Here is an 18,345-nt window from a genome sequence, read left to right as displayed (position 1 = left end):
TCGGCCGAGCCCGGTTCAGGAAGAAACGCGTGGTCGGGATCCCCGAAGGACCCGCGACGCACAGCCGCCGGCATGCGCGCACGGGTCACCGCGGGAAGTCCTCACCACCTACCACAGCTGATCCACAAAGGACTCAAGCCGGCCGTGGACCGACGGACGCCGCCGGGACCAGTGCGTGGCGCACGGCCAGCGCGGCGGCCTCCAGGCGCGAGTGCACCCCGAGCTTCACCAGCACGCCCTGCACGTGGCTGCGCACGGTGGCCGTGGAGACGCCGAGACGGCGGGCCATCGTCTCGGTGGTGTCGCCGTCGATGAGCATGGCGAGGCATTGGCGTTCGCGACTGGTGAGAAAGCGTTCTCTCAAATCGACTTCGCGGGAGCGGTCCGCGACCGGCGCCGCGGTGCGGGCGGGCACGTCGATGAGGGTTTCGCCGGCGATCACGCGGTCGATGGCGGTGATGAGGTGCTCGACGCCGCGCGTCTTGTGCACGTAGCCGGCCGCGCCGGAGCGCAGGGCGTCGGCCACGGCGCCGTTGCCGGGGCTGGCGGTGAGCATGATGACCTTCGTGCCGGGGCTCGCCGCGAGCGTGGCCGCGACACCGTCTTCCACCGGGCCCGCGCCGAAGTTGCGGTCGAGCAGGCAGATGTCCGGCCGTTCTTCACGGACCGTGTCCACCACCTCTTCGAGCGTGCGGGCCGTGCCCACCACCCGCAGTCCGTGCCGCTCCAGCAGCCCGGCCAGCGCTTCGAGAAAAACCTTGTGGTCGTCACCCAGGACGATGCTCGTCATTCGTGCTCCCCTTCACTCAGATGGCTGGGGAAGACGATCCGCACGCACGTACCCTCAGGTTCACCGGGCCCGACCAGCGCCTGCGCACCCGTGGCCTCGGCCAGGTGCGCGACCGTGACCAGGCCGAGCGAGGCCGTACCCGGCGGAATGCGCCCGAACCCGGGCCCGTCGTCCGTGATCGTCACGGTGACCGGCGAGTTCGCGGTGAGTTCCACGCGCACGTGACCATCGGGCCCCGCGGCACGCACCGCGTTGCCCAGCACGTTGGCGAGGATGCGCCACAGCACCGTGCCGTCCGCGCGGACGGCCGCGGCCGCGCCGTCCGCGAGCACCACCGAAGGCTCGCTGACCCGATCGGCCAGCTTCACCAGCTGCGCCAGCAACGGGCGCAACGGCACGATCTCGTCGTGCGTTTCGGCGGCCAGCGCGTGGGAGACCATCGTGCGCACCCGCGAGACCTGCTCTTCGATCAGCTCCACGCCGGCCACGTCTTTCAGCTCCGACTCGACCAGGTAGGCCAACGTCGTGATCTCGTGGCCGAGATCGTGCAACACACCCCACAGAGCTCGAACAGTCCGATCTTCGCTGCGGCGCCCGGTGGCCGCCCGGCGCTCCGGCACGGTTTCCATGGCTTTTTCCCTCGCCTTTACCTTCCCCGACCGAGGAGAGTCGTCCCCGATCTTGGGGGCGTTACTGGCGCATAACCCAGGCTTCGGCGAATAGCGGGCAATCAGCTCTCGTGTGTGACGCCACTGGTGGTCACCATGATCTTCCACGGTCCCGGTGGCACTGCGGAGCCGTCGATGAACTGCCAGTCGACCCGATCATCCTCCCCGTCGAGTTCGGTGAATCCGAGACAGCCGTTGAGCGCAGGTGACACGTCCATTCCGGCTCCGTTGAAACGATCATTCGCGGGCCGGGCGTCATCGGCACCGAACACGTATTTCGCGTCGTCGTAGCGGCCGGGGCCCGCGTCCTGGATCTGCCCGTAGCAAGTCTTGCGCGCGTGCCGGATTCGCACCCAGCGATTTTTCAGGAAGCTGAAGCCACGATCGGAAACCTTCGAGGAATACGGTTCCTCCCCCGCCCACGGCACCACGCTCGCGCGTTGACGATTTGCCACCTCGTCTCCCACATCGTCAAAAGGGAGGTCGAGGTAGAACGGATTTTCCTGTGGTGTCATGCGCGTGGGAAAGAATCCGTTGGCCGCCGTTCGTGGTTCGGTCTCGCAGTTCGCGGCCGTGACCACTCCGTCGCAGCCGCCGTAGTGGTCGAGCCACCGGTCGTCGTAGGCCGACTCGACCTGGCTGCCGTCCTCGGCGTTCGGGTCGAAGATCTCCCCGACCCAGAACGTGGTGGCCACGATGTTCGTGTGCCACGGGTATTCCTTCGGCGGCGTCGTCGACGAGGCCACCGGCGGACCCGCCGGCGCGCCCGCCCCAGGGGAGTGGACGGGCGCGCCGGTGCAGGACGCGGTGGTCATCACGGCCGCCAGACCCCACACCGCGTATCTGATCCGGGTCGCTGCCCGGCGGCGAGCGCCGGGCAGCGACGGTGAACGGACGTCAGTCACCGGGTTCCACGGGAGCGATGACCTGTCCGGGGCGCGTTGCCGGCACGAGCGGCTTCGCGTTGCGGCCGAAGGAACCGGCCTTCACGGAGTTGCGGCTCGTCACGCTGAACCGCTGCGGGCTCGAGGTGGACGCCTGCACGGCGGCCGCCGCGGCCGTTCCGGAGCCGGCGACGAAGGAGTAGTCGTCCGTCGTCACCGAACCGTTGGCGATCAGTGCGAGACCGAAGCTCAGCCCGGTCGCGCCCGCGGGCGCCGCAGGAGTGGTGAACGTGCCCTGCGTCCAGTTCGGCGCCGCCGCGAGCCACGGGCCGGACGTCCAGTACGTCCAGAAGCCCTGGCTGGTGCGGTAGTACAGCGAGAACTGCGTGATCGCCGTGGACTTGTACCAGACGCCGACGGTGTAGGTCTTGCCCGCCGCGATCGTCGGGGTACAGGCGCCGAGGTCGAACGTCGGCAGGAGCTTCGCGTCACCGTCGGTGTAGTTGGCGACGTCGAGGCGCTGCGCGTACGTGCCGGTGTGCTTGTCCGTGGTTCTCGTCCACGTCGGCGTGTTGCCGCCGTAGCCGCCCGGCATGTAGCAGTCGGGGAAACCGGTGCCGCTCGTCGAGCTCTCGAGCGAGGTGTTCACGAGCCCGGTGTTCGTCGACGCCGGTGCCGTGACCACGGGCTTCACCGCGCCGCCGATGGCCTGCTGCATCGTCTTCACCGTGGTGCCCACGCCCTTGCGCGCGTTGAGCCACGAGAGGAACTGGTCGAGCCGCGTGGGCGTGATCGACAGCTCGTCGCAGCCGGTGCCGGCGCAGATGTGGTGGAAGGTGAAGGTGAGCAGGCCGCCGTTGCGTTCGGCCGCGGTGACCGCGCTCTGCATCTGGGCCAGGGTCCAGGTGTTGTCGTCCTCGTCGAGCGCCTTGATCTCGTACGCGTCGGCGGGCTTGGTCGTCTCGGCGGCGGGACAGCCCGCGCAGCCGTGCGCCGAAGCCAGGTCACCGAGACCGCGGGCGCTGTTGAACCCGCACGCCTTCACGTTGTTTTTCACCGACGTGTTCAGCGCCGCGTACGGGTAGGCGAAGCTCGTCACGGAGAAGCCCATCGCGGCCAGCGAGGCGCGGCCGTTGCAGATCTGCCGCTTCGCCTCGTCGGCGGGCACCGTGGTGAGGTCGGGGTGCGTCACCGTGTGACCACCGATCTCGTGCCCGGCGTTCTTGATGGTGTTCAGGTTGGCCTGCGTGAGGTAGTTGGGGGCGCCGACCGAACCGCTGATGATGTAGAAGGTGCCCTTCATGTTGTACTTCTGCAGGATCGGCAGCGCGGTCATCTGATCGGCGTTGCCGTCGTCGAAAGTGAGCACCACGCCCAGCGGCCGTGCCAGTGACGCACCCGCTGTGGAGCTGCCCACCACCAGGGCGGGCAGCACGCACAGCAGCGCGGCCGCGCAGACCGCGAGCCGTGTGCGGGCCCGCCGGAAATCGAATCCCTTGCGGGCCTTGCGGTGTTTCCGCCTACTTCGTTCCATGGGTGGCCACCAAAATGATCGGGGATACCTGAGCCGACCGTAAAGACCGAGCCCGGCGGCCGGATCCCCATGCGGGATGACGCGGCCTACCGCAGATGCCGGATCTCCGTCATCTGCATGAGCCGTCTTTCGCACAGCTGGCTGAGGACAACCCGTTTCACGGCCTGTTTGCTGTGCGGCGTGGACATCACCCGTCTGTTCCTGATCGAGGATCACCGCATGGTGGCCGACGTGCTCACGTCGAGCCTCGCCGCGGTGCCCTGGATCAGGGTGGTCGGCACCCGCGCCACCTCCGATCCGGCGCTGCGCTCCGCGCTCGTCGCGCAGCAGCCGGACGTGGTGACCGTGGAGCTGGAGTCGCTCACCGACGTGCGGGAGCGGGTCCGCAGCTGGCGCGAGGCGGTGCCGATGGCGCGCTTCGTCGCCCTCACCGCGAGCCGGGACCGGGATCTCGCGGTGTGCGCGGCCCACGCGGGGATCGACATCTGGATCCCCAAGGAAAGTTCGCTCGAAGACCTGCTGGACCACGTGCGTCGCGCCCGCGCCGGGCACGCGTGGTACCCGCCCGAACTGCTCACCGTGCTGTTCGACCGCCTGCGCCGCGATGCCGCGACCCCGCACCGGCCGGCTTCGAGCCCTCTCGACGTGCTGAGCGAGCGTGAACGCGAAGTGCTGGTGGCGATGGTCGACGGCGACCGCAGCGACCAGATCGCGGCTCGGCTCCAGCTTTCCCGCAACACCGTGCGCACGCACACCCGAAACCTGTTCCGCAAGCTGAAAGTCCACAGCGGACTGGAAGTCGTGAAGATCGCCCGAGCCGCCGGCATCGAGCCCCACGGCGAGATGCCGATATGGAAAGGGGAAACCCCTTGACCCTCATGGCCGAATCACCTCTGAGCGAGGCCGAGGGCCTCGCCTCCGTCGCCATCGTAGGAATGGGCTACGTCGGCCTGCCGACCGCACTGGGCCTGCACGCCGACGGCGCGCGCGTGCTGGGTCTCGACACCAGCGCCGAACGGCGCGACACGATCCTGGCCGGCGAGCCCGACCTCGTCGAAGCCGATCTCGCCCGCCTGGTGCTGGCGCGGCGCGACGACCGCTTCGACCTCACCGGCGACCCGGCGCGCCTGGCCGAGGCCGACGCGGTGATCGTCTGCGTCCCGACGCCGCTCGACCGGTACCTGACACCGGACCTGGGCCCGTTGCGCTCGGCCTGCCGCGCGGTGGTCGAGCACGCGCGGCCGGGCCAGACGCTGGTGCTCACGTCCACCAGTTACGTCGGCACGACCCGGGAGCTGCTCGAGGAACCGTTGCGGGACCGCGGTCTCGTGGTCGGCGAGGACGTGTTCGTGGCCTTCAGTCCCGAGCGCATCGACCCCGGCGTGCCCGAGCACACGCAGCTCAGCACGCCACGGGTGGTCGGCGGCTGCACGGCCGCGTGCACCGGCCACGCCCGGCGCGTGCTGGAGCGCCTGACCCCGCTCGTGCACGAGGTGTCCTCGGCCGAGGCGGCGGAGCTCACGAAGCTGTACGAGAACTCGTTCCGCGCGGTGAACATCGCGCTGGCCAACGAGTTCGCCGGCATCTGCGCCACGCTCTCGCTCGACCCGATCGAGGTCACGCGGGCTGCGGCGACGAAACCGTACGGGTTCATGAGCTTCTACCCCGGCCCCGGCGTCGGCGGGCACTGCATCCCGTGCGACCCGCACTACCTGCTGTGGCAGCTGCGCGAGGCCCACGGCCACGCGCCGCTGATCAACCAGGCCATGACGTCGATCGCGCACCGGCCCGGCCAGGTCGCCGACCGTGTCACGGCCACGCTTTCGGCCGCCGGACGCGGGGTCGCGGGCGCGCGGATCGTGGTGGTGGGCGTGACGTACAAGCCCGGCGTGCGCGATCTGCGCGAGTCGTCGGCGTTGGAGATCCTCGAGCGGCTGGCCGCTGGTGGTGCGAAGGTCGAGTACCACGACCCGCTCGTGCCGGAGCTGCGGCTGGGTGGGCGCTCGTACCAGAGCATCCCCGACCCGCACGGCACCGACTTCGACCTGGTGCTGATCCACACCGTCCACCCTGGACAGTCCTACGACTGGATCCAGCACTGTCCCTTGGTGCTCGACGCCACCTACAAGTTCGACGCGGCCGCGCACCGCGAGCTGGTCTGAAGTTTTTCCTTCGGTGAAAGGGCGTACGTGATGCGGTGCTTGGTGACCGGCGGGGCCGGCTTCATCGGTTCCCACCTGACCGAAAGGTTGCTCGGCGAGAACCGCGAGGTGGTGGTGCTGGACGACTTCAGCACCGGCACGTCGCAGAACCTCGCGGCCGTCGCCGGCGACCCGCGGCTGCGGATCGTGCAGGGGTCGGTGTGCGATCCGGGCGCCGTGGAGTCCTGCATGGACGGGGTCGAGCAGGTGTACCACCTGGCCGCGGCCGTCGGCGTGTTCACGATCCTGCGCAAGACGCTCGACAGCCTGCGCACGAACCTGCTGGGCACCGAGGTCGTGCTCGACGCGGCGCTGCGCCACGACGCGCGCATCCTCGTGGCCTCCACCAGCGAGGTGTACGGCAAGAACACCTCGATCGGCCTGCGGGAGGACGACGACCGCGTGATCGGGTCGCCGCTGAAGAACCGGTGGTCGTACGCGGAGGCGAAGGCGCTCGACGAGACGTTCACCTACCTCTACGGCGCCGAGCTCGGGGTGCGGACGGTGCTGGTGCGGCTGTTCAACACCGTCGGCCCGCGTCAGCGCGGCCACTACGGAATGGTCGTGCCGCGGTTCGTGGACCAGGCGCTGACGGGAGAGCCGCTCACGGTGTTCGGCACTGGCCGGCAGACGCGGTGCTTCTGCCACGTGCTCGACGTGGTGCCGGCGCTCGTGGCGCTGCTCGACGACGAGTCGGCGCACGGCTCGGTCTACAACCTCGGCAGCCCGGAGCAGGTGAGCATCGAAGAGCTGGCGGCGCTGGTGATCGCGGCGACCGGGTCCGACAGTTCGATCGTGAAGGTGCCGTACAAGGAGGCCTACGGCGCGGGGTACGAGGACATGCAGCGGCGCGTGCCGAACTGTGCGCGCGCGGCGCAGCAGGTCGGGTTCCGCGCGGCGCACAGCCTGCGGGAGACCATCGACGCGGTCATCGACGACCGGCGGGCGCAGCTGCGGACCGCCGTCGCCGGTTGACGACGCGCCGGTCGACCCGGTCGCGTCACCGCGGCCGGGTCGCCGTGCTTCTCGTCTGTGAGCTGCTGGTGCTGACGTTGCTGCGCGACGGCGGGGCGCGCGCGGCCGTGCAGCCGCACACGATCGCGTCGCTCCCCTACTGGAACCTGGCCGGGGGCACGTCGACGGTGCAGGCGCACACTTCGCAGGTCACGGAGGCGTCGCCGTGGCTCTACGGTCTCGACGCGGGCGGCCGGCTCGTCTCGCAGTCGCCGCGCACGCAGGATCTGGCGCGCCTGCGGGCCACGGGCGTGGAGCTCACACCGACGATCGCGAACGTCACCGAGGGGCGCTGGCACCCGCAGATCGTGCAGTCCATCCTCCACGATCCGGCGGCGACCAGGCGGCACATCGACGACATCGTGGCGCTGGTGGTGGGCGGTGATTTCGCCGGCGTCGACATCGACTACGAGGAGCTGCGCTCCACGGACCGGCTCGTGTTCACCTCGTTCATCACGCGGCTGGCGGATGCGTTGCGGGCCAACGGCAAACGGCTTTCGGTGGACGTGTTCGCGAAAACCACCGACGCCGGCTACGACGAGCGCAACCGCGCGCAGGACTACGCCGCGCTGGGCCGCGCCGCCGATCAGGTGCGGCTGATGGCGTACGACTACCACTGGCAGACGTCCGCGCCGGGCCCGATCGCGCCCGAGGGGTGGGTTCGCGACGTGCTCACGTATGCGACGTCGCAGATCCCGCGGTCGAAGATCGTGCTGGGCGTGCCGATGTACGGCTACGACTGGGTGGGGCACAGCGCGGTGCCGGTCACCTGGGTGCAGGCCTACGGCCGCTCGCGCGAGTTCGGCGCGCCCGTGGAGTGGGACGGCTTCAGCGAATCACCTCACTTCTCCTATGTGGACGCCGCGGGCCAGCGGCACGACGTGTGGTTCGAAAACGCGTACAGCGCGTCGATCAAGTTCACCCAGGCCCGGCAATTCGGGATCGGCGGGGTGTACCTCTGGCTCTTCGGCACGGAGGACGACCTCGTGTGGTCGAAGCTCGACACCTACTGGACTCCGGCGGAGGCACGATGATTCCCCTGTGGCTGCTGGTCATTTTCGTCTTCGGGGTGAACTTCACCGTGTGGGGCATGGCCGGCTTGGCGCGCGCGGTGGAGAACCGCCTGCGGCCGGCGGCGCCACCACGGCCGTCTCCGGTGCCCCGCTCGCGGCCCGCCCGGGTGCACCGCTCGCGCGTGGCCGTGCTCATGGCCGCGCACAACGAGGAGGTCGTGATCGCCGACTCGCTCGCCGCCATCACACGCCTCGTGCCGGCCGAGAACGTCCACGTGGTGTCCGACGGTTCCACCGACCGCACCGTCGAGCTTGCCTTGGCGTGCGGCGTGAACGTCACCGAGACCCCCACCAACGTCGGCAAAGCCGGCGCCCTCCAGGCCGGCGTGCACCACTTCTCCCTCGCCACCCGCTTCGACGCGGTCCTGCTTCTCGACGCCGACACCCGCCTCGACCCGGGCTACTTCGACGCCGCCCTCCCGGAATTCGACGACCCCACCGTGGTCGCCGTCGCCGGCTGCGCCGCCACCGACTGGACCACCGCCCGCCGCGGCTTCCTGCCGTACTTGTTCACGGCCCACCGCGCCCGCATCTACGCCCTGCTGCAACGCCTCCTCAAGTTCGGCCAAACCTGGCACCGCACCAACGCGGCCCTCATCGTCCCCGGCTTCGCCAGCCTCTACCGCGCGCAGACCCTGCCGCTGATCGACATCAACCCGCCGGGCCTGGTCATCGAGGACTTCAACATGACCTTCGAGGTCTACCGCAAACGCCTCGGCAAAGTCGGCTTCTCCCTGCGCGCCATCGCCGTCACCCAGGACCCGGACGCCCTGCGCGACTACCTCCACCAGACCCGACGCTGGGCACTCGGCTTCTGGCAGACCGTCAGCCGCTACCGCCCCCGCGCCGACCTCTTCAGCGCCATGCTCGGCCTGTACGTGGTCGAACTGGTGCTCGCCAGCCTCTTCATGGCCCTGCTACCGCTCATGACGGTGCTGCTCCTCCTGGCCCTCATCCCGGGCTTCCTCTCCGTCCCCATCGCCGGCGACCTGACCCTCGCCATCGGCCACTACGTCAACCTCCCCACCATCGCCTTCGGCATCCTCCTTCCCGACCTCCTCCTCACCGTCGCGGTCACCCTCATCGAGCGCCGCGCCCGCTACCTCCTCATGGCGCCCCTCTACCTCCCCCTCCGCTGCCTCGACGCGTGCGTCGCCCTCTGGACGCTGCCCCAGGCCTGGCGCGTCCGCTCCTCCGGCCGCTGGACCAGCCCGACCCGTCGAGGAGCAGAGCCGGCGCCGGCTTCGGTGCCGGTGCCGGTGTCCGCGCCAGTGCCGGTGTCCGCGGCAGTGCCGGTTTCGGCGCCAGTGCCGGTTTCGGCTCCAGCACCGATGTCTGCGCCAGCGCCGGTGTCTGCAGCGTTGCCGGTTGCGGCGCCGGCACCGGTGTCTGCGCCGCTGCCTGCTCTCAGCCCATCGCCCGCCGCAACCCCGGCCGCGACCGCAGCAGCGAACTCCCCTGGCTCACCGTCAATCACGACGGCTGCCCGCGCTGAGGACCACGCCGTGCCCACAACGGACAGCACCCCCGGCGACAACATCGACACGGTCGACACCGTCGGCGCCATCGCTGCGGCTGAAACCTCGCGCAGCAACGGCCTCTCCCCCACCGCGGCCGACACCGCAGTCAGCAACGGACTCGCCTCCGCCGACACCCAGCTGCTCCCTTCACCTTTCCCCCGCAACCGCAACACTCAGCACAGCACCTTCAGGCCCACAACTCCCTCACTCCCCCAACCCACCTCTGCCTCACCCACCACACCCGACTCCGAACCAGCGTGGCCGACCGAATGGCCCCCGGACTGGCCCCCCGACCCCCTCCCCCACGAAAAAGTCAGCTGACAACCACGACCGACACCCACTCCGCACCGCCCAGCGCGGCGCACCGCCTCGCGCCTGTGCCCAACTCGCACGGTTGACACGGCTGCGCGGCTCGGCCACCCGCCCTGGGTGCTCGGCCCGCCTGCCCGGACCCCACTCGGCCGGCTCGGCTACTCGACTCGGCTGCTCGACTCGGCTGCTTCGCATGCCGCACCCCACGCGGCCACTCAGCGCCGCAGACTGAACGCAGCAAACCCCTACGCCAGCCGAGAACTCGACCCGGCCGAGCTGGCCCGTTGCTCACCGCCTCAGACCAGCCGGCAGCGTGTCCGACCACACCGCTGGCATTGGCCACCGGGCCTGTTCGAATCGCAGAGCCGATCCGACCAAAGCAAGCCCGCTGCTCACCGCTCCACGTCAGCAGGCAGCCCGTCCGACCGCACCCCTGGCCTTGGTCGCCGGGCCGGTTCGGATCAGGCAGCCGAGCCGACCAACCGACCTCACCGGCCCTCACCGCCCCAGATCAGCCAGCAGTGCGTCCAGCCGCGCGGCCTTGACGTTGGCGTCGGTGGCCGGGCGGTTCGGGTCGGGCAGCAGGGCGGTGAGGCCCCAGGCTCGGCCGCGGGCCCAGGTGGCGTCGTCGACAGCGAGTTCTGCGCGGAACGTCGCCCGGGACGGGCCGTCGAGCAGGGTCCACGCCGCGATCAGGTCGACGGCCGGGTCGCCGATCGCCAGTGTGCCGAAGTCGATGACCGCGGTGAGGCGACCGTCGCGGGCGAGCAGGTTGCCGGGCGCGGGATCGCCGTGCACCCACACCGGCGGGCGGTCCCACGGCGGCGCCGCGAGCGCCGCGTCGAACACCGCCGTCGCGGCGGCCGTGTCGATCCGCCCCTCCAGCGCGGCGAGCCACGGGCGCACCCGACCCTCGACCACGGCCGAATCACGCTCGTCACCCAGGCCGACCCCTCGGAACCCGTTGCTCCACTCCGGCGGCGGCCCACCGGTGGCGTCGACCGCCTGCAGCGCAAGGAAAAACTTCGCGAGCTCCGTCGCCGTCGCACCGAGGTCCGACAGCCGGCCCGGGTCGGGCCGCCGCCCGTCGAGCCAGCGGTAGATCGACCACGGGAACGGATACTCCTCGGTCGCCTTCCCCTGCGCCAACGGCACCGGAACCGGCAACGGCAAGCGCGGCCCCAGCCACGGCAGCCAACGCTGCTCCCTCGCCACCTGTCCCTCCCACCGCGCGAACCGCGGCAGCCGCACGGACATCGTGTCGCCCAGCCGGTAAGTGGCGTTGTCCACTCCCGGCGACGGCACCGGCACTACCGGAAGCTCCGCCCACTCCGGAAATTGCCCGGCGACCAGCCGCCGCACCACTTCCACCGTGATCGTCACTTCATCGGACGACATGTCCCCTGCGCTCAACAGGCCTCCCCTGCTCGGTGGTCTCAGATCCAAACCACCGGCTCAGCCCCTGTCCACCGAATTCCCTCACCTCCTTTCCTGACTCGAGAACGAACGTCATGACACTCAGGCGCTCTTCGCCAACGCCAGCTTCTGCGCGGCGTTGACCAACGGCACCAACCGGGTACCGAAGTTACGCACCGCCATCCCCGCCCGGGTGGCGGGAATCAGCATCGCGGCCGCCATGGGAACGTTGCGCTGCCTCGGATTCACCAGCTTCCGGTGCGTCGCCTCGTAGCGCCGGAACGCCGACGCCGGGTCCTCCGGCGTGGCCGCCAGCTCCGTGGCCAGCGTGTGCGCGCCGGCGATCGCCAGCGTGGAGCCGTCGCCGAACAGCGAGACACACGAAGCCGCGTCACCCGCCAAGACCACCCGACCGGAGGCCCAGCTCGGCAGCCGCACCCGCGACACCGAATCGAGGTAGAGGTCGTCGGCCGTGCGCACCTGCTCGAGCAGCTCCGGCACCCGCCATCCGGCCCCGGCGTACGCGGTCTCCAGCAAACGCTTGTGCTGCTCCGCGTTCCGGTAGTCGAAGTCCGGCACCGCCGCGTGCCGGAACATGAACGCCACGATCCCGTGTTCGCGCGACGGATGCACCGCCACCGCCCGGCCCGGCGAGTTGTACATGACGATCTCGCTCCGGTGCGGCACCGGACCGTCGAACGGCATGGTCGCGACGTACACCCCCATGTGCTCCACGAACTCCCGCTCCGGACCGAACGCCAGCCGGCGCACGCCCGAGTGCAGTCCGTCGGTGCCCACCACGAGGTCGAACCGGCGGGGCGCGCCGCGGTCGAAGGTGACGTCGACTCCGCCCGCGTCCTGCTCGATCCCGATCACCGAGTCGTGGAACACGTACTCGGCGTCCTCGGCACTCGCGTCGTAGAGGATGCGGGCGAGGTCCGTGCGCGTCAGCTCGACGTCGGTGCCCCCGCCATCGCTCATCGCCACGCGGCCGACGCGCTTGCCCCGGTCGTTCACGAACCGCAGGCTCGCGACTTCCGTGGCCGCCTCTCTCACCCGCTCGGTGAGGCCCATCTTCCGCATGACCTCAGCGGCCGGCCCACGAACGTCGACCGGACTCCCGCTCGAGCGCAGCCCCGCGGCCCGCTCGACCACCGTCGGCCGGTATCCCGCGCGGGCCAGCCAGTACGCGAGCGTGGGCCCGGCGACGCCGGCCCCGGAAATCAGCACCGTCTTCGCAGCCATGATCTGTCTCCCCCTTCTGCGACGGTTCCACTGACCGTCGGTCAGGGTCGACCGTACGCTCCTGTCCATCGGTCAGGCAAGGGGGTAGATTCGAAAGCATGAACGAAGCAGTGCCGCCCGACACCCGTGCGCGCATCCTCGAGGTCGCCATGGAGCTGTTCGGCGAGAAGGGGTATCACGCGACGTCGGTGCGGGAAATCGCCGAACGGGTCGGCGTCACCAAGGCCGCGGTCCTCTACCACTTCCCGGGCAAGGCCGATCTCATCGCCGCCCTGGCCGAACCGATGCTGGTGGACCTGGAGGCCACGATCAAAGCGGTGGAGGCCCTGGCCGACGACCCGCACGCGGCCCGCGAAGCGATCTTCGAAGGCCTGCTCGACGTCTGGCTGCGGCACCGCTATCTCTTGCAGCTCAACCTGCGTGACCTGGGACTTACGGCTTCACAGTCGGTGTTCGACCGCTTCCGCGACAGCATGCTGCGCGCGAACCTGATCGTGGCGGGCCCGCACCCCGACCTCACCCTGGACATCCGCGCGTCGCAGGCGATTGCCATGCTCAGCGACCCGGTGATCCTCCACGCCGACCGCCCCGCGCACGAGGTGCGCACCGCGGTGCTCGACGGTGTCCACCGCCTGTTCGGCGACGTCGAACCCAGCGCCGGGCGCGGCCGGCCGACCGTGATGACCGGCAACCTGCTCGTGATGTGCCGCGAGATGCACGACAAAGGGTTCCCGGCCGCCAAGATCGCCGACGAGCTGGGCGTCTCCCGGGCCACGGTCTACCGCCACCTCAAGGCCTAGCATTATTGAGACGTTTTATGATACTTTTGAGACACCAGCGAAGCGACGCACATCAACCAGCACACATCAGAAGACACGAGAGAGCACGTCACGCGACGGCACCGGCACTGCGGCCGTGAGACGGCAGTTCTGAGACACGGCACCGAGACCACCGACCACACCAGGAGGCGCATGACCGAAACGGACCACGACACCTACGCAGGGCGAGGCGTCAGCTCAAGACGGACCGCACCGTCTCCTCGTCGCGGGCGACGACTGTGGTGCCATCGTCGGCCGTGATGATCGGACGCTGGATGAGCGCCGGGTTCGCCGACAGCGCCTCGATCCAGCGGCCTCGGTCGGCGGGCGTGCGCGGCCACGACTTCAGGTCGAGTTCGGTCGCCACCTTCTCGCCGGTGCGCGTGATGTCCCACGGGTCGAGCCCGAGCCGGTCCAGCACGGCCTCGAGCTCGGCGGGCGTCGGCGGGTCGTCGAGGTACCGGCGCACGGTGTAGCTGGCGCCGGCCTCGTCCAGCAGCGACACGGCGGAGCGGCACTTCGAGCAGCGCGGGTTCACCCAGATTTCCACGGGCTAACCGTACTCGACCTACTTCGAGAACGCCTGCAGCTGGCAGTCGTCGGCGAGCTTGTCGAGGTTGTCGTAGGTGTCGGACGAGCCGTCGTCGATCTGCCAGGTGAGACCGTCCGGGTCGACGCTGGTGTCGGGGGCGACGTGCACGTGGGCGCCCTTGTCGGTCATGCACTTGACCATGTCGTGGAACTGGTCGTTGAACTTCGGGTTGGTCCGCGGCGAGAGCTCGGGCGGCTGCAGCGGCAACTTGCCTTTGCAGACCTCCTCGGCTTTCTTCGACTGTGGGCTGTCGTCGTTCATGTCGAGGGCGGGCTGGCTGCCCGGGCCACCGACAGGGCCGGAGTGGGTGCTCCGTCCATTGAGGACGGCGTGGCCGTTGGTGCGGAGGCAGGAATCGTAGGCGTCCCAGTAGGCCTGCCGCTCGTCGGGCGAGCTGTCGAGGCGCAGCTGCGGACGGCCGGCGTCGGCATCGGTGTTGGCCGTGGTGGTTGACGAAGCGGGAGCGCCCGCGGAGGCGCTGCCCGTGTCGAGCGTGGCGACCTGCGGGGCGGCGGGCGAGCCGGAACAGGCGCTGAGCAGGACGAACGCGGCGCCGGCGACGAGGAAGGAGACGGTTGAACGCACGTTGCGAGCGTGGCAGGAGGTTGTGAGGAAGCCGTGACGATCGAGTCAGGAGGCGAAGAGGAAGCCGACGAGGAAGCCGACTGGGAAGAACAGAGGACCGCCGACGGTCCACGGCCCGTGCCGGGTGCCGCGGATCACCCGCCTGTGGAGGGGCGTTTCGGCGTACCGTTCAGCCATGAACTTGCCTCTGGCCACCGACCGCCTCGTGATCCGGGACTGGTCGACTGACGACGCCGAAGCCGCGTTCCGGATTTACGGTACTGACGAGGTCACCCACTGGCTCACGCCCGCGATGGACCGCGTCACCGACGTCGCCGCGATGCGATCGGTGCTGCACGCGTGGCAGGAGGCCCAGCCGAACCTCGCGCCGCCGCGCGGGCGCTGGGCCGTCGAGCGCGCGTCCGACGGCGCCGTCGTGGGTGGGCTCGGGATCCGGTTGCTGCCGCCGTTCCAGGAAGACCTGGAGCTCAGCTGGCAGCTCCACCCGGACGCCTGGGGCCAGGGCTACGCCACGGAGTCGGCGCGCGCGCTGATCGAGTGGGCCTTCACCCAGGACACCGAAGAACTCTTCGCCGTCGCCCGCCCCTCCAACACGCGCGCCATCGCCACCGCCAAACGCCTCGGCATGCAGTGGGTCGGCGAAACCACCAAGTACTACGACCTCCGGCTGCAGGTGTACCGCATCCGCCACAGCGACATCCTCTAGCCGATCCCGCGCTGACCCGTTCGCTCCGGAGTTCGCTTCGGTGAATTCCGGGCGAACGGAAGGGAAAGCACTTCCGCCCCCGGCCAGGCAGGCTCGTCAAGAGGTCGGGTCGAACCCGCATTCGCCAGCACGGGAGCCAGCGCGGCTGCCCAGCTCGGCCGCAACGCGCAGACATCGAGGCTCACCGGTACAGGCCACGGGGCACAATTGCGGCTTCAGCCTGCAGCTCAAAGCGGCACGGCACCACTACAGAGGCCGAGGTTCAGACGGTGCGGACTCCCGCGGTGCCGCAGCGGCAGACGCCGTCGTCTCCTGCGGCGCGGACTGAAGTGTTCAGCTGTGTCGGATGATCCAGTGGCCAGGCGACGGCTCTCACGACAAACCACGAAGGCCTCGAAGTACCGACCTCGGTGCATGTCCACTATGGATGCCCAGACCGAGTGAAAGAAGCTCGCCACGGTCTCCCCCGCGAGGACCGTGGCGAGCTGGTCGCGGCAGCTCGAGCCGAACCGGCTGAAGCCGAGCCAGATGGGCCAGTTGGGCGCCGACCGAGCTGGGGCTGGACAGAGCCAGAACGCCGGCCGAGCCCGGGCGTGGCCAAGCCAGACCGAGCCCCGGCAGGCAGCCAGGTCGGGCCGGGCCGCCGGGCTGAGGCAGGCGGGGCCATGTCAAGCCGAGCCAGACCCGAACTCGGCCAGGCCCAGCCCCTCGGCCAACCGGCCAGGCCCAGCCCCTCGGCCAACCGGCCAGGCCCAGCCCCTCGGCCGGCCGGCCGAGGGGCCGAGGGGCCGAGGGGCCGAGGGGCCTGGCGGAGTCTCGCCGAATGGGCCTGCCTCGACCCGGGCCGCCGGGCCGAGGCAGCACTGGTCGGACCAGCCAGGCCATACTGCCGGCCAGGCGGGTTAAGCATGCTCAGTCAGGCGGGCTGAGCTGGCCCGACCGATCCAGCTAGGTCGAGGCACCCGGCTAAAGCCAAGCCGAGCCAGCCCGAGCTCCGCTGAGTCACCCCTGGTCGGGCCAACTAGGCAGGCCGAGCCGACCGGCCAAGCGGCTGAGCATGCCCAGCCTGGCTCAGCCAGACCGAGCCTCGCCAATTCGACCCGGTCGACTTGGGCCGCCGGGCTGAGACAGGCGAGCCAAGCCAGACCAAGCCATGCCGGGCCGAACTCGGCCGAGCCGGCCCTGGTCGGGCCAAGTCGGCCAGGCCTGGCCGACCGTTCGAGCCGGCAGTGCCAGTCAGGTCGGGCTGCCCGGGCTCGGGGTAGGCCAGACCGACCTGGCCAGCCGTGTCGAAGCAGCCGGGCCGAGCCAGGCCGGCCGGAGCCGAGCAAGCCCGGGCCGAGGCACTCACACCAAGCCAGACCAGATTGACATGGGCCGGGTCAGACCGAGCTGCGTCGAGCTGGGTCGAACCAATCCTGGCCGCACCAGCCGCGCCCGAGGGAACGCGCCCGGCCGGTCCAGCGGCCACCGCTGCCAAGGCGGCAAGGCGGCAAGGCGGCAAGGCGGCAAGGCGGCAAGGCGGCAAGGCGGCAAGGCGGCAAGGCGGCAAGGCGGCAAGGCGGCAAGGCGGCAAGGCGGCAAGGCGGCAAGGCGGCAAGGCGGCAAGGCGGCAAGGCGGCAAGGCGGCAAGGCGACCTGAGTCAAGCCACCAGCCCGCAACCCGGCAACCCGGCAACCCGGCAACCCGGCAACCCGGCAACTCAAGCCAGAGCCCAAAGAAGCCCGAAAACCTACGCCTTCACCGGCGCCCAAAGCTCATCGATCTCCCTCTCCGCCGCCGCCCGGCTCTCCGCCGCCAGATCGCGCAGATCCGCCATCGCCGGGTTGGAGTCCGCCAGCGTCAGTTCCGCCGCGATGAATCGGGGCTCCAGGCCGGTGATGGCGAGGCCATGGGGGAGCCAGGGTTCGGCGTGGTCCCAGCCGAAGCGGGGGGTGCCTTCGGCGTAGCCACCGCCGCGGGTGGCGAGGACGAGGAACTCGCGGCCGTCGAGGAGGCCGGTGCCCGTGGTGGGGTCGAAGGACAAGCCGGGGGCGATGAGGTGGTCGACCCAGGACTTGATGACGCTCGGGGCGCCGTAGTTGTAGAGGGGCAGGCCGAGCAGGACCGTCGAGGCGTCGCGGACCTCGGCGATGAGCTCTTCGGTGAGCTTCCAGGACTCGTTCTGCTCCGGGGTGCGCTCGTCGGCGGCCACCATGCGGGCGAGGCCGGACGCGGAGTCGAAGTGCGGGACGGGGTTGGCGCCCAGGTCGCGGTAGGTGACCGTGCCGCCGGGGTGGGCGGCGCGCCAGGCGGCGGCCGCGCGGGCGCTGAGGGCTCGGCTGACCGAGCGGTCACCGGTGATGCTGGAGTCGATGTGGAGAAGGTGAGGCATCTCGTTCGCCGTCCATAGATCGTTGGTGTTAGGCAAACCATTTATAGCACATGGACGACTCGCGACTTCTCGTATACTGGACACATGGCCTCGCTCCCGGTCGTCAACCAGCCGCCCCACCGGTGCGGCGCCCTGCTCGACCACCTGTCGCGGCGGGTGCGGACGCGGGCGGAGTCGGTGCTGACGCCGATGAACCTGCGGCCGCGTCACCTGCTCACGCTCACCGTGCTGCGCGACCACGGCAGCAGCACCCAGCAGGCGCTCGCGGCCACCCTCGGCATCGACAGCACCAACCTCGTGGGCCTGCTCAACGACCTCGAAGCCGACAACCTCGTGGAGCGCCGCCGATCGCCCGAGGACCGGCGCCGGCACGTGGTGGAGCTCACCGACGTCGGCGCGAAGAAGCTGGCGAAGGCCGAGTTCGCCTTGGCCGCGGTGGAGGACGAAGTTCTCGGCGGTCTCACCCCCGACCAGCGCGAAGAGCTCTACTGCCTCCTCCAGCAGGCCACCGCCACCACGGACGTCGAGGCCTGCGCCGGCGCCGACGAGGCCGGCCAGACGCTCGTGCAGTCCTGCGTCAAGGGCGACGTCAGCGCGCGGTAGGCCCGCTGA

At 70.2% G+C, this 18,345-nt stretch carries 17 protein-coding genes; 8 read left to right on the top strand and 9 right to left on the bottom strand.

The features are described 5' to 3' along the window. Positions 1-133 precede the first annotated feature (133 nt). From VSH64_RS44730 to VSH64_RS44715, 4 genes are all read right to left on the bottom strand, one after another. Positions 134-790 carry a response regulator transcription factor gene (locus tag VSH64_RS44730; protein ID WP_326568781.1) on the bottom strand — a complete coding sequence of 219 codons (657 nt, stop codon included), beginning with the start codon at positions 788-790 and terminating at the stop codon, positions 134-136. Continuing rightward, entirely contained in the window at positions 787-1,419 is a 633-nt protein-coding gene (locus VSH64_RS44725; protein WP_326568780.1) for a sensor histidine kinase, read from the bottom strand. The genes VSH64_RS44730 and VSH64_RS44725 overlap by 4 nt, the downstream gene beginning before the upstream one ends. A 101-nt stretch (positions 1,420-1,520) precedes the next feature. Further along, positions 1,521-2,363 (bottom strand): hypothetical protein, encoded by an 843-nt coding sequence (locus tag VSH64_RS44720; RefSeq protein ID WP_326568779.1) that lies wholly within the window; start codon positions 2,361-2,363, stop codon positions 1,521-1,523. Continuing rightward, positions 2,356-3,876, bottom strand: a complete 1,521-nt coding sequence (locus tag VSH64_RS44715; RefSeq protein ID WP_326568778.1) for a polysaccharide deacetylase family protein — start codon at positions 3,874-3,876, stop codon at positions 2,356-2,358. Before VSH64_RS44715 ends, VSH64_RS44720 begins: the two co-directional genes overlap by 8 nt. 180 nt (positions 3,877-4,056) lie before the next feature. Between VSH64_RS44715 and VSH64_RS44710 the strand changes: the two genes are divergently transcribed. Genes VSH64_RS44710 through VSH64_RS44690 form a run of 5 tightly spaced genes read left to right on the top strand, consistent with a single transcriptional unit; the run spans position 4,057 to position 10,005 of the window. Beyond that, positions 4,057-4,749 (top strand): response regulator transcription factor, encoded by a 693-nt coding sequence (locus tag VSH64_RS44710; RefSeq protein ID WP_326568777.1) that lies wholly within the window; start codon positions 4,057-4,059, stop codon positions 4,747-4,749. A 5-nt stretch (positions 4,750-4,754) separates the two neighbouring features. Further along, positions 4,755-6,038 carry a nucleotide sugar dehydrogenase gene (locus VSH64_RS44705; RefSeq protein WP_326568776.1) on the top strand — a complete coding sequence of 428 codons (1,284 nt, stop codon included), beginning with the start codon at positions 4,755-4,757 and terminating at the stop codon, positions 6,036-6,038. A gap of 42 nt (positions 6,039-6,080) precedes the next feature. Then, positions 6,081-7,052, top strand: coding sequence for an NAD-dependent epimerase/dehydratase family protein (locus VSH64_RS44700; protein WP_326568775.1), 972 nt, complete (start codon positions 6,081-6,083; stop codon positions 7,050-7,052). A 44-nt stretch (positions 7,053-7,096) separates the two neighbouring features. Next, a complete protein-coding gene (locus VSH64_RS44695; protein ID WP_326568774.1) occupies positions 7,097-8,125 on the top strand; it encodes a glycosyl hydrolase family 18 protein in 1,029 nt (342 codons plus the stop codon). A 35-nt stretch (positions 8,126-8,160) separates the two neighbouring features. After that, the gene (locus tag VSH64_RS44690) at positions 8,161-10,005 is read left to right on the top strand and encodes a glycosyltransferase (RefSeq protein WP_326568773.1); all 1,845 of its coding nucleotides are present in this window, start codon (positions 8,161-8,163) and stop codon (positions 10,003-10,005) included. 489 nt (positions 10,006-10,494) lie between these two features. Here VSH64_RS44690 and VSH64_RS44685 read toward each other — a convergent pair whose 3' ends face one another. Together VSH64_RS44685 and VSH64_RS44680 are read right to left on the bottom strand one after the other, a co-directional pair. Then, positions 10,495-11,409, bottom strand: coding sequence for an aminoglycoside phosphotransferase family protein (locus VSH64_RS44685; RefSeq protein ID WP_326568772.1), 915 nt, complete (start codon positions 11,407-11,409; stop codon positions 10,495-10,497). A 105-nt stretch (positions 11,410-11,514) separates the two neighbouring features. Beyond that, positions 11,515-12,657, bottom strand: a complete 1,143-nt coding sequence (locus VSH64_RS44680) for an FAD-dependent monooxygenase (RefSeq protein ID WP_326568771.1) — start codon at positions 12,655-12,657, stop codon at positions 11,515-11,517. 98 nt (positions 12,658-12,755) lie between these two features. On the opposite strand from VSH64_RS44680, the gene VSH64_RS44675 reads away from it, so the two are divergent. Next, positions 12,756-13,457, top strand: a complete 702-nt coding sequence (locus VSH64_RS44675) for a TetR family transcriptional regulator (protein ID WP_326568770.1) — start codon at positions 12,756-12,758, stop codon at positions 13,455-13,457. 211 nt (positions 13,458-13,668) lie between these two features. Here VSH64_RS44675 and VSH64_RS44670 read toward each other — a convergent pair whose 3' ends face one another. Continuing rightward, the gene (locus VSH64_RS44670; RefSeq protein ID WP_326568769.1) at positions 13,669-14,025 is read right to left on the bottom strand and encodes an ArsC/Spx/MgsR family protein; all 357 of its coding nucleotides are present in this window, start codon (positions 14,023-14,025) and stop codon (positions 13,669-13,671) included. An 18-nt stretch (positions 14,026-14,043) separates the two neighbouring features. Then, positions 14,044-14,652, bottom strand: a complete 609-nt coding sequence (locus VSH64_RS44665) for a hypothetical protein (RefSeq protein ID WP_326568768.1) — start codon at positions 14,650-14,652, stop codon at positions 14,044-14,046. A 175-nt stretch (positions 14,653-14,827) separates the two neighbouring features. Here VSH64_RS44665 and VSH64_RS44660 point away from each other — a divergent pair, with 175 nt between their 5' ends. Next, entirely contained in the window at positions 14,828-15,358 is a 531-nt protein-coding gene (locus VSH64_RS44660; protein ID WP_326568767.1) for a GNAT family N-acetyltransferase, read from the top strand. Positions 15,359-17,091: 1,733 nt separating this feature from the next. On the opposite strand, the gene VSH64_RS44655 is transcribed toward VSH64_RS44660, so the two are convergent. Next, on the bottom strand, positions 17,092-17,733 hold the full coding sequence (locus tag VSH64_RS44655) for an FMN-dependent NADH-azoreductase (protein WP_326568766.1): 642 nt from the start codon (positions 17,731-17,733) through the stop codon (positions 17,092-17,094). Positions 17,734-17,817: 84 nt separating this feature from the next. On the opposite strand from VSH64_RS44655, the gene VSH64_RS44650 reads away from it, so the two are divergent. Beyond that, on the top strand, positions 17,818-18,336 hold the full coding sequence (locus VSH64_RS44650; protein ID WP_326568765.1) for a MarR family winged helix-turn-helix transcriptional regulator: 519 nt from the start codon (positions 17,818-17,820) through the stop codon (positions 18,334-18,336). The last annotated feature ends 9 nt before the right edge of the window (positions 18,337-18,345 follow it).

The organism is Amycolatopsis rhabdoformis, from assembly GCF_035918295.1.
Taxonomy (GTDB): Bacteria; Actinomycetota; Actinomycetes; order Mycobacteriales; family Pseudonocardiaceae; genus Amycolatopsis; species Amycolatopsis rhabdoformis.
This window is presented reverse-complemented; position numbering and strand designations above follow the sequence as displayed.

What these genes read in the sequence shown, in the direction of transcription:
- VSH64_RS44730 (WP_326568781.1), bottom strand. Translation starts at nt 790, where the DNA reads ATGACGAGCATCGTCCTGGGTGACGACCACAAGGTTTTTCTCGAAGCG.
- VSH64_RS44715 (WP_326568778.1), bottom strand. Translation starts at nt 3,876, where the DNA reads ATGGAACGAAGTAGGCGGAAACACCGCAAGGCCCGCAAGGGATTCGAT.
- VSH64_RS44655 (WP_326568766.1), bottom strand. Translation starts at nt 17,733, where the DNA reads ATGCCTCACCTTCTCCACATCGACTCCAGCATCACCGGTGACCGCTCG.
- VSH64_RS44650 (WP_326568765.1), top strand. Translation starts at nt 17,818, where the DNA reads ATGGCCTCGCTCCCGGTCGTCAACCAGCCGCCCCACCGGTGCGGCGCC.
- VSH64_RS44725 (WP_326568780.1), bottom strand. Translation starts at nt 1,419, where the DNA reads ATGGAAACCGTGCCGGAGCGCCGGGCGGCCACCGGGCGCCGCAGCGAA.
- VSH64_RS44660 (WP_326568767.1), top strand. Translation starts at nt 14,828, where the DNA reads ATGAACTTGCCTCTGGCCACCGACCGCCTCGTGATCCGGGACTGGTCG.
- VSH64_RS44705 (WP_326568776.1), top strand. Translation starts at nt 4,755, where the DNA reads ATGGCCGAATCACCTCTGAGCGAGGCCGAGGGCCTCGCCTCCGTCGCC.
- VSH64_RS44680 (WP_326568771.1), bottom strand. Translation starts at nt 12,657, where the DNA reads ATGGCTGCGAAGACGGTGCTGATTTCCGGGGCCGGCGTCGCCGGGCCC.
- VSH64_RS44675 (WP_326568770.1), top strand. Translation starts at nt 12,756, where the DNA reads ATGAACGAAGCAGTGCCGCCCGACACCCGTGCGCGCATCCTCGAGGTC.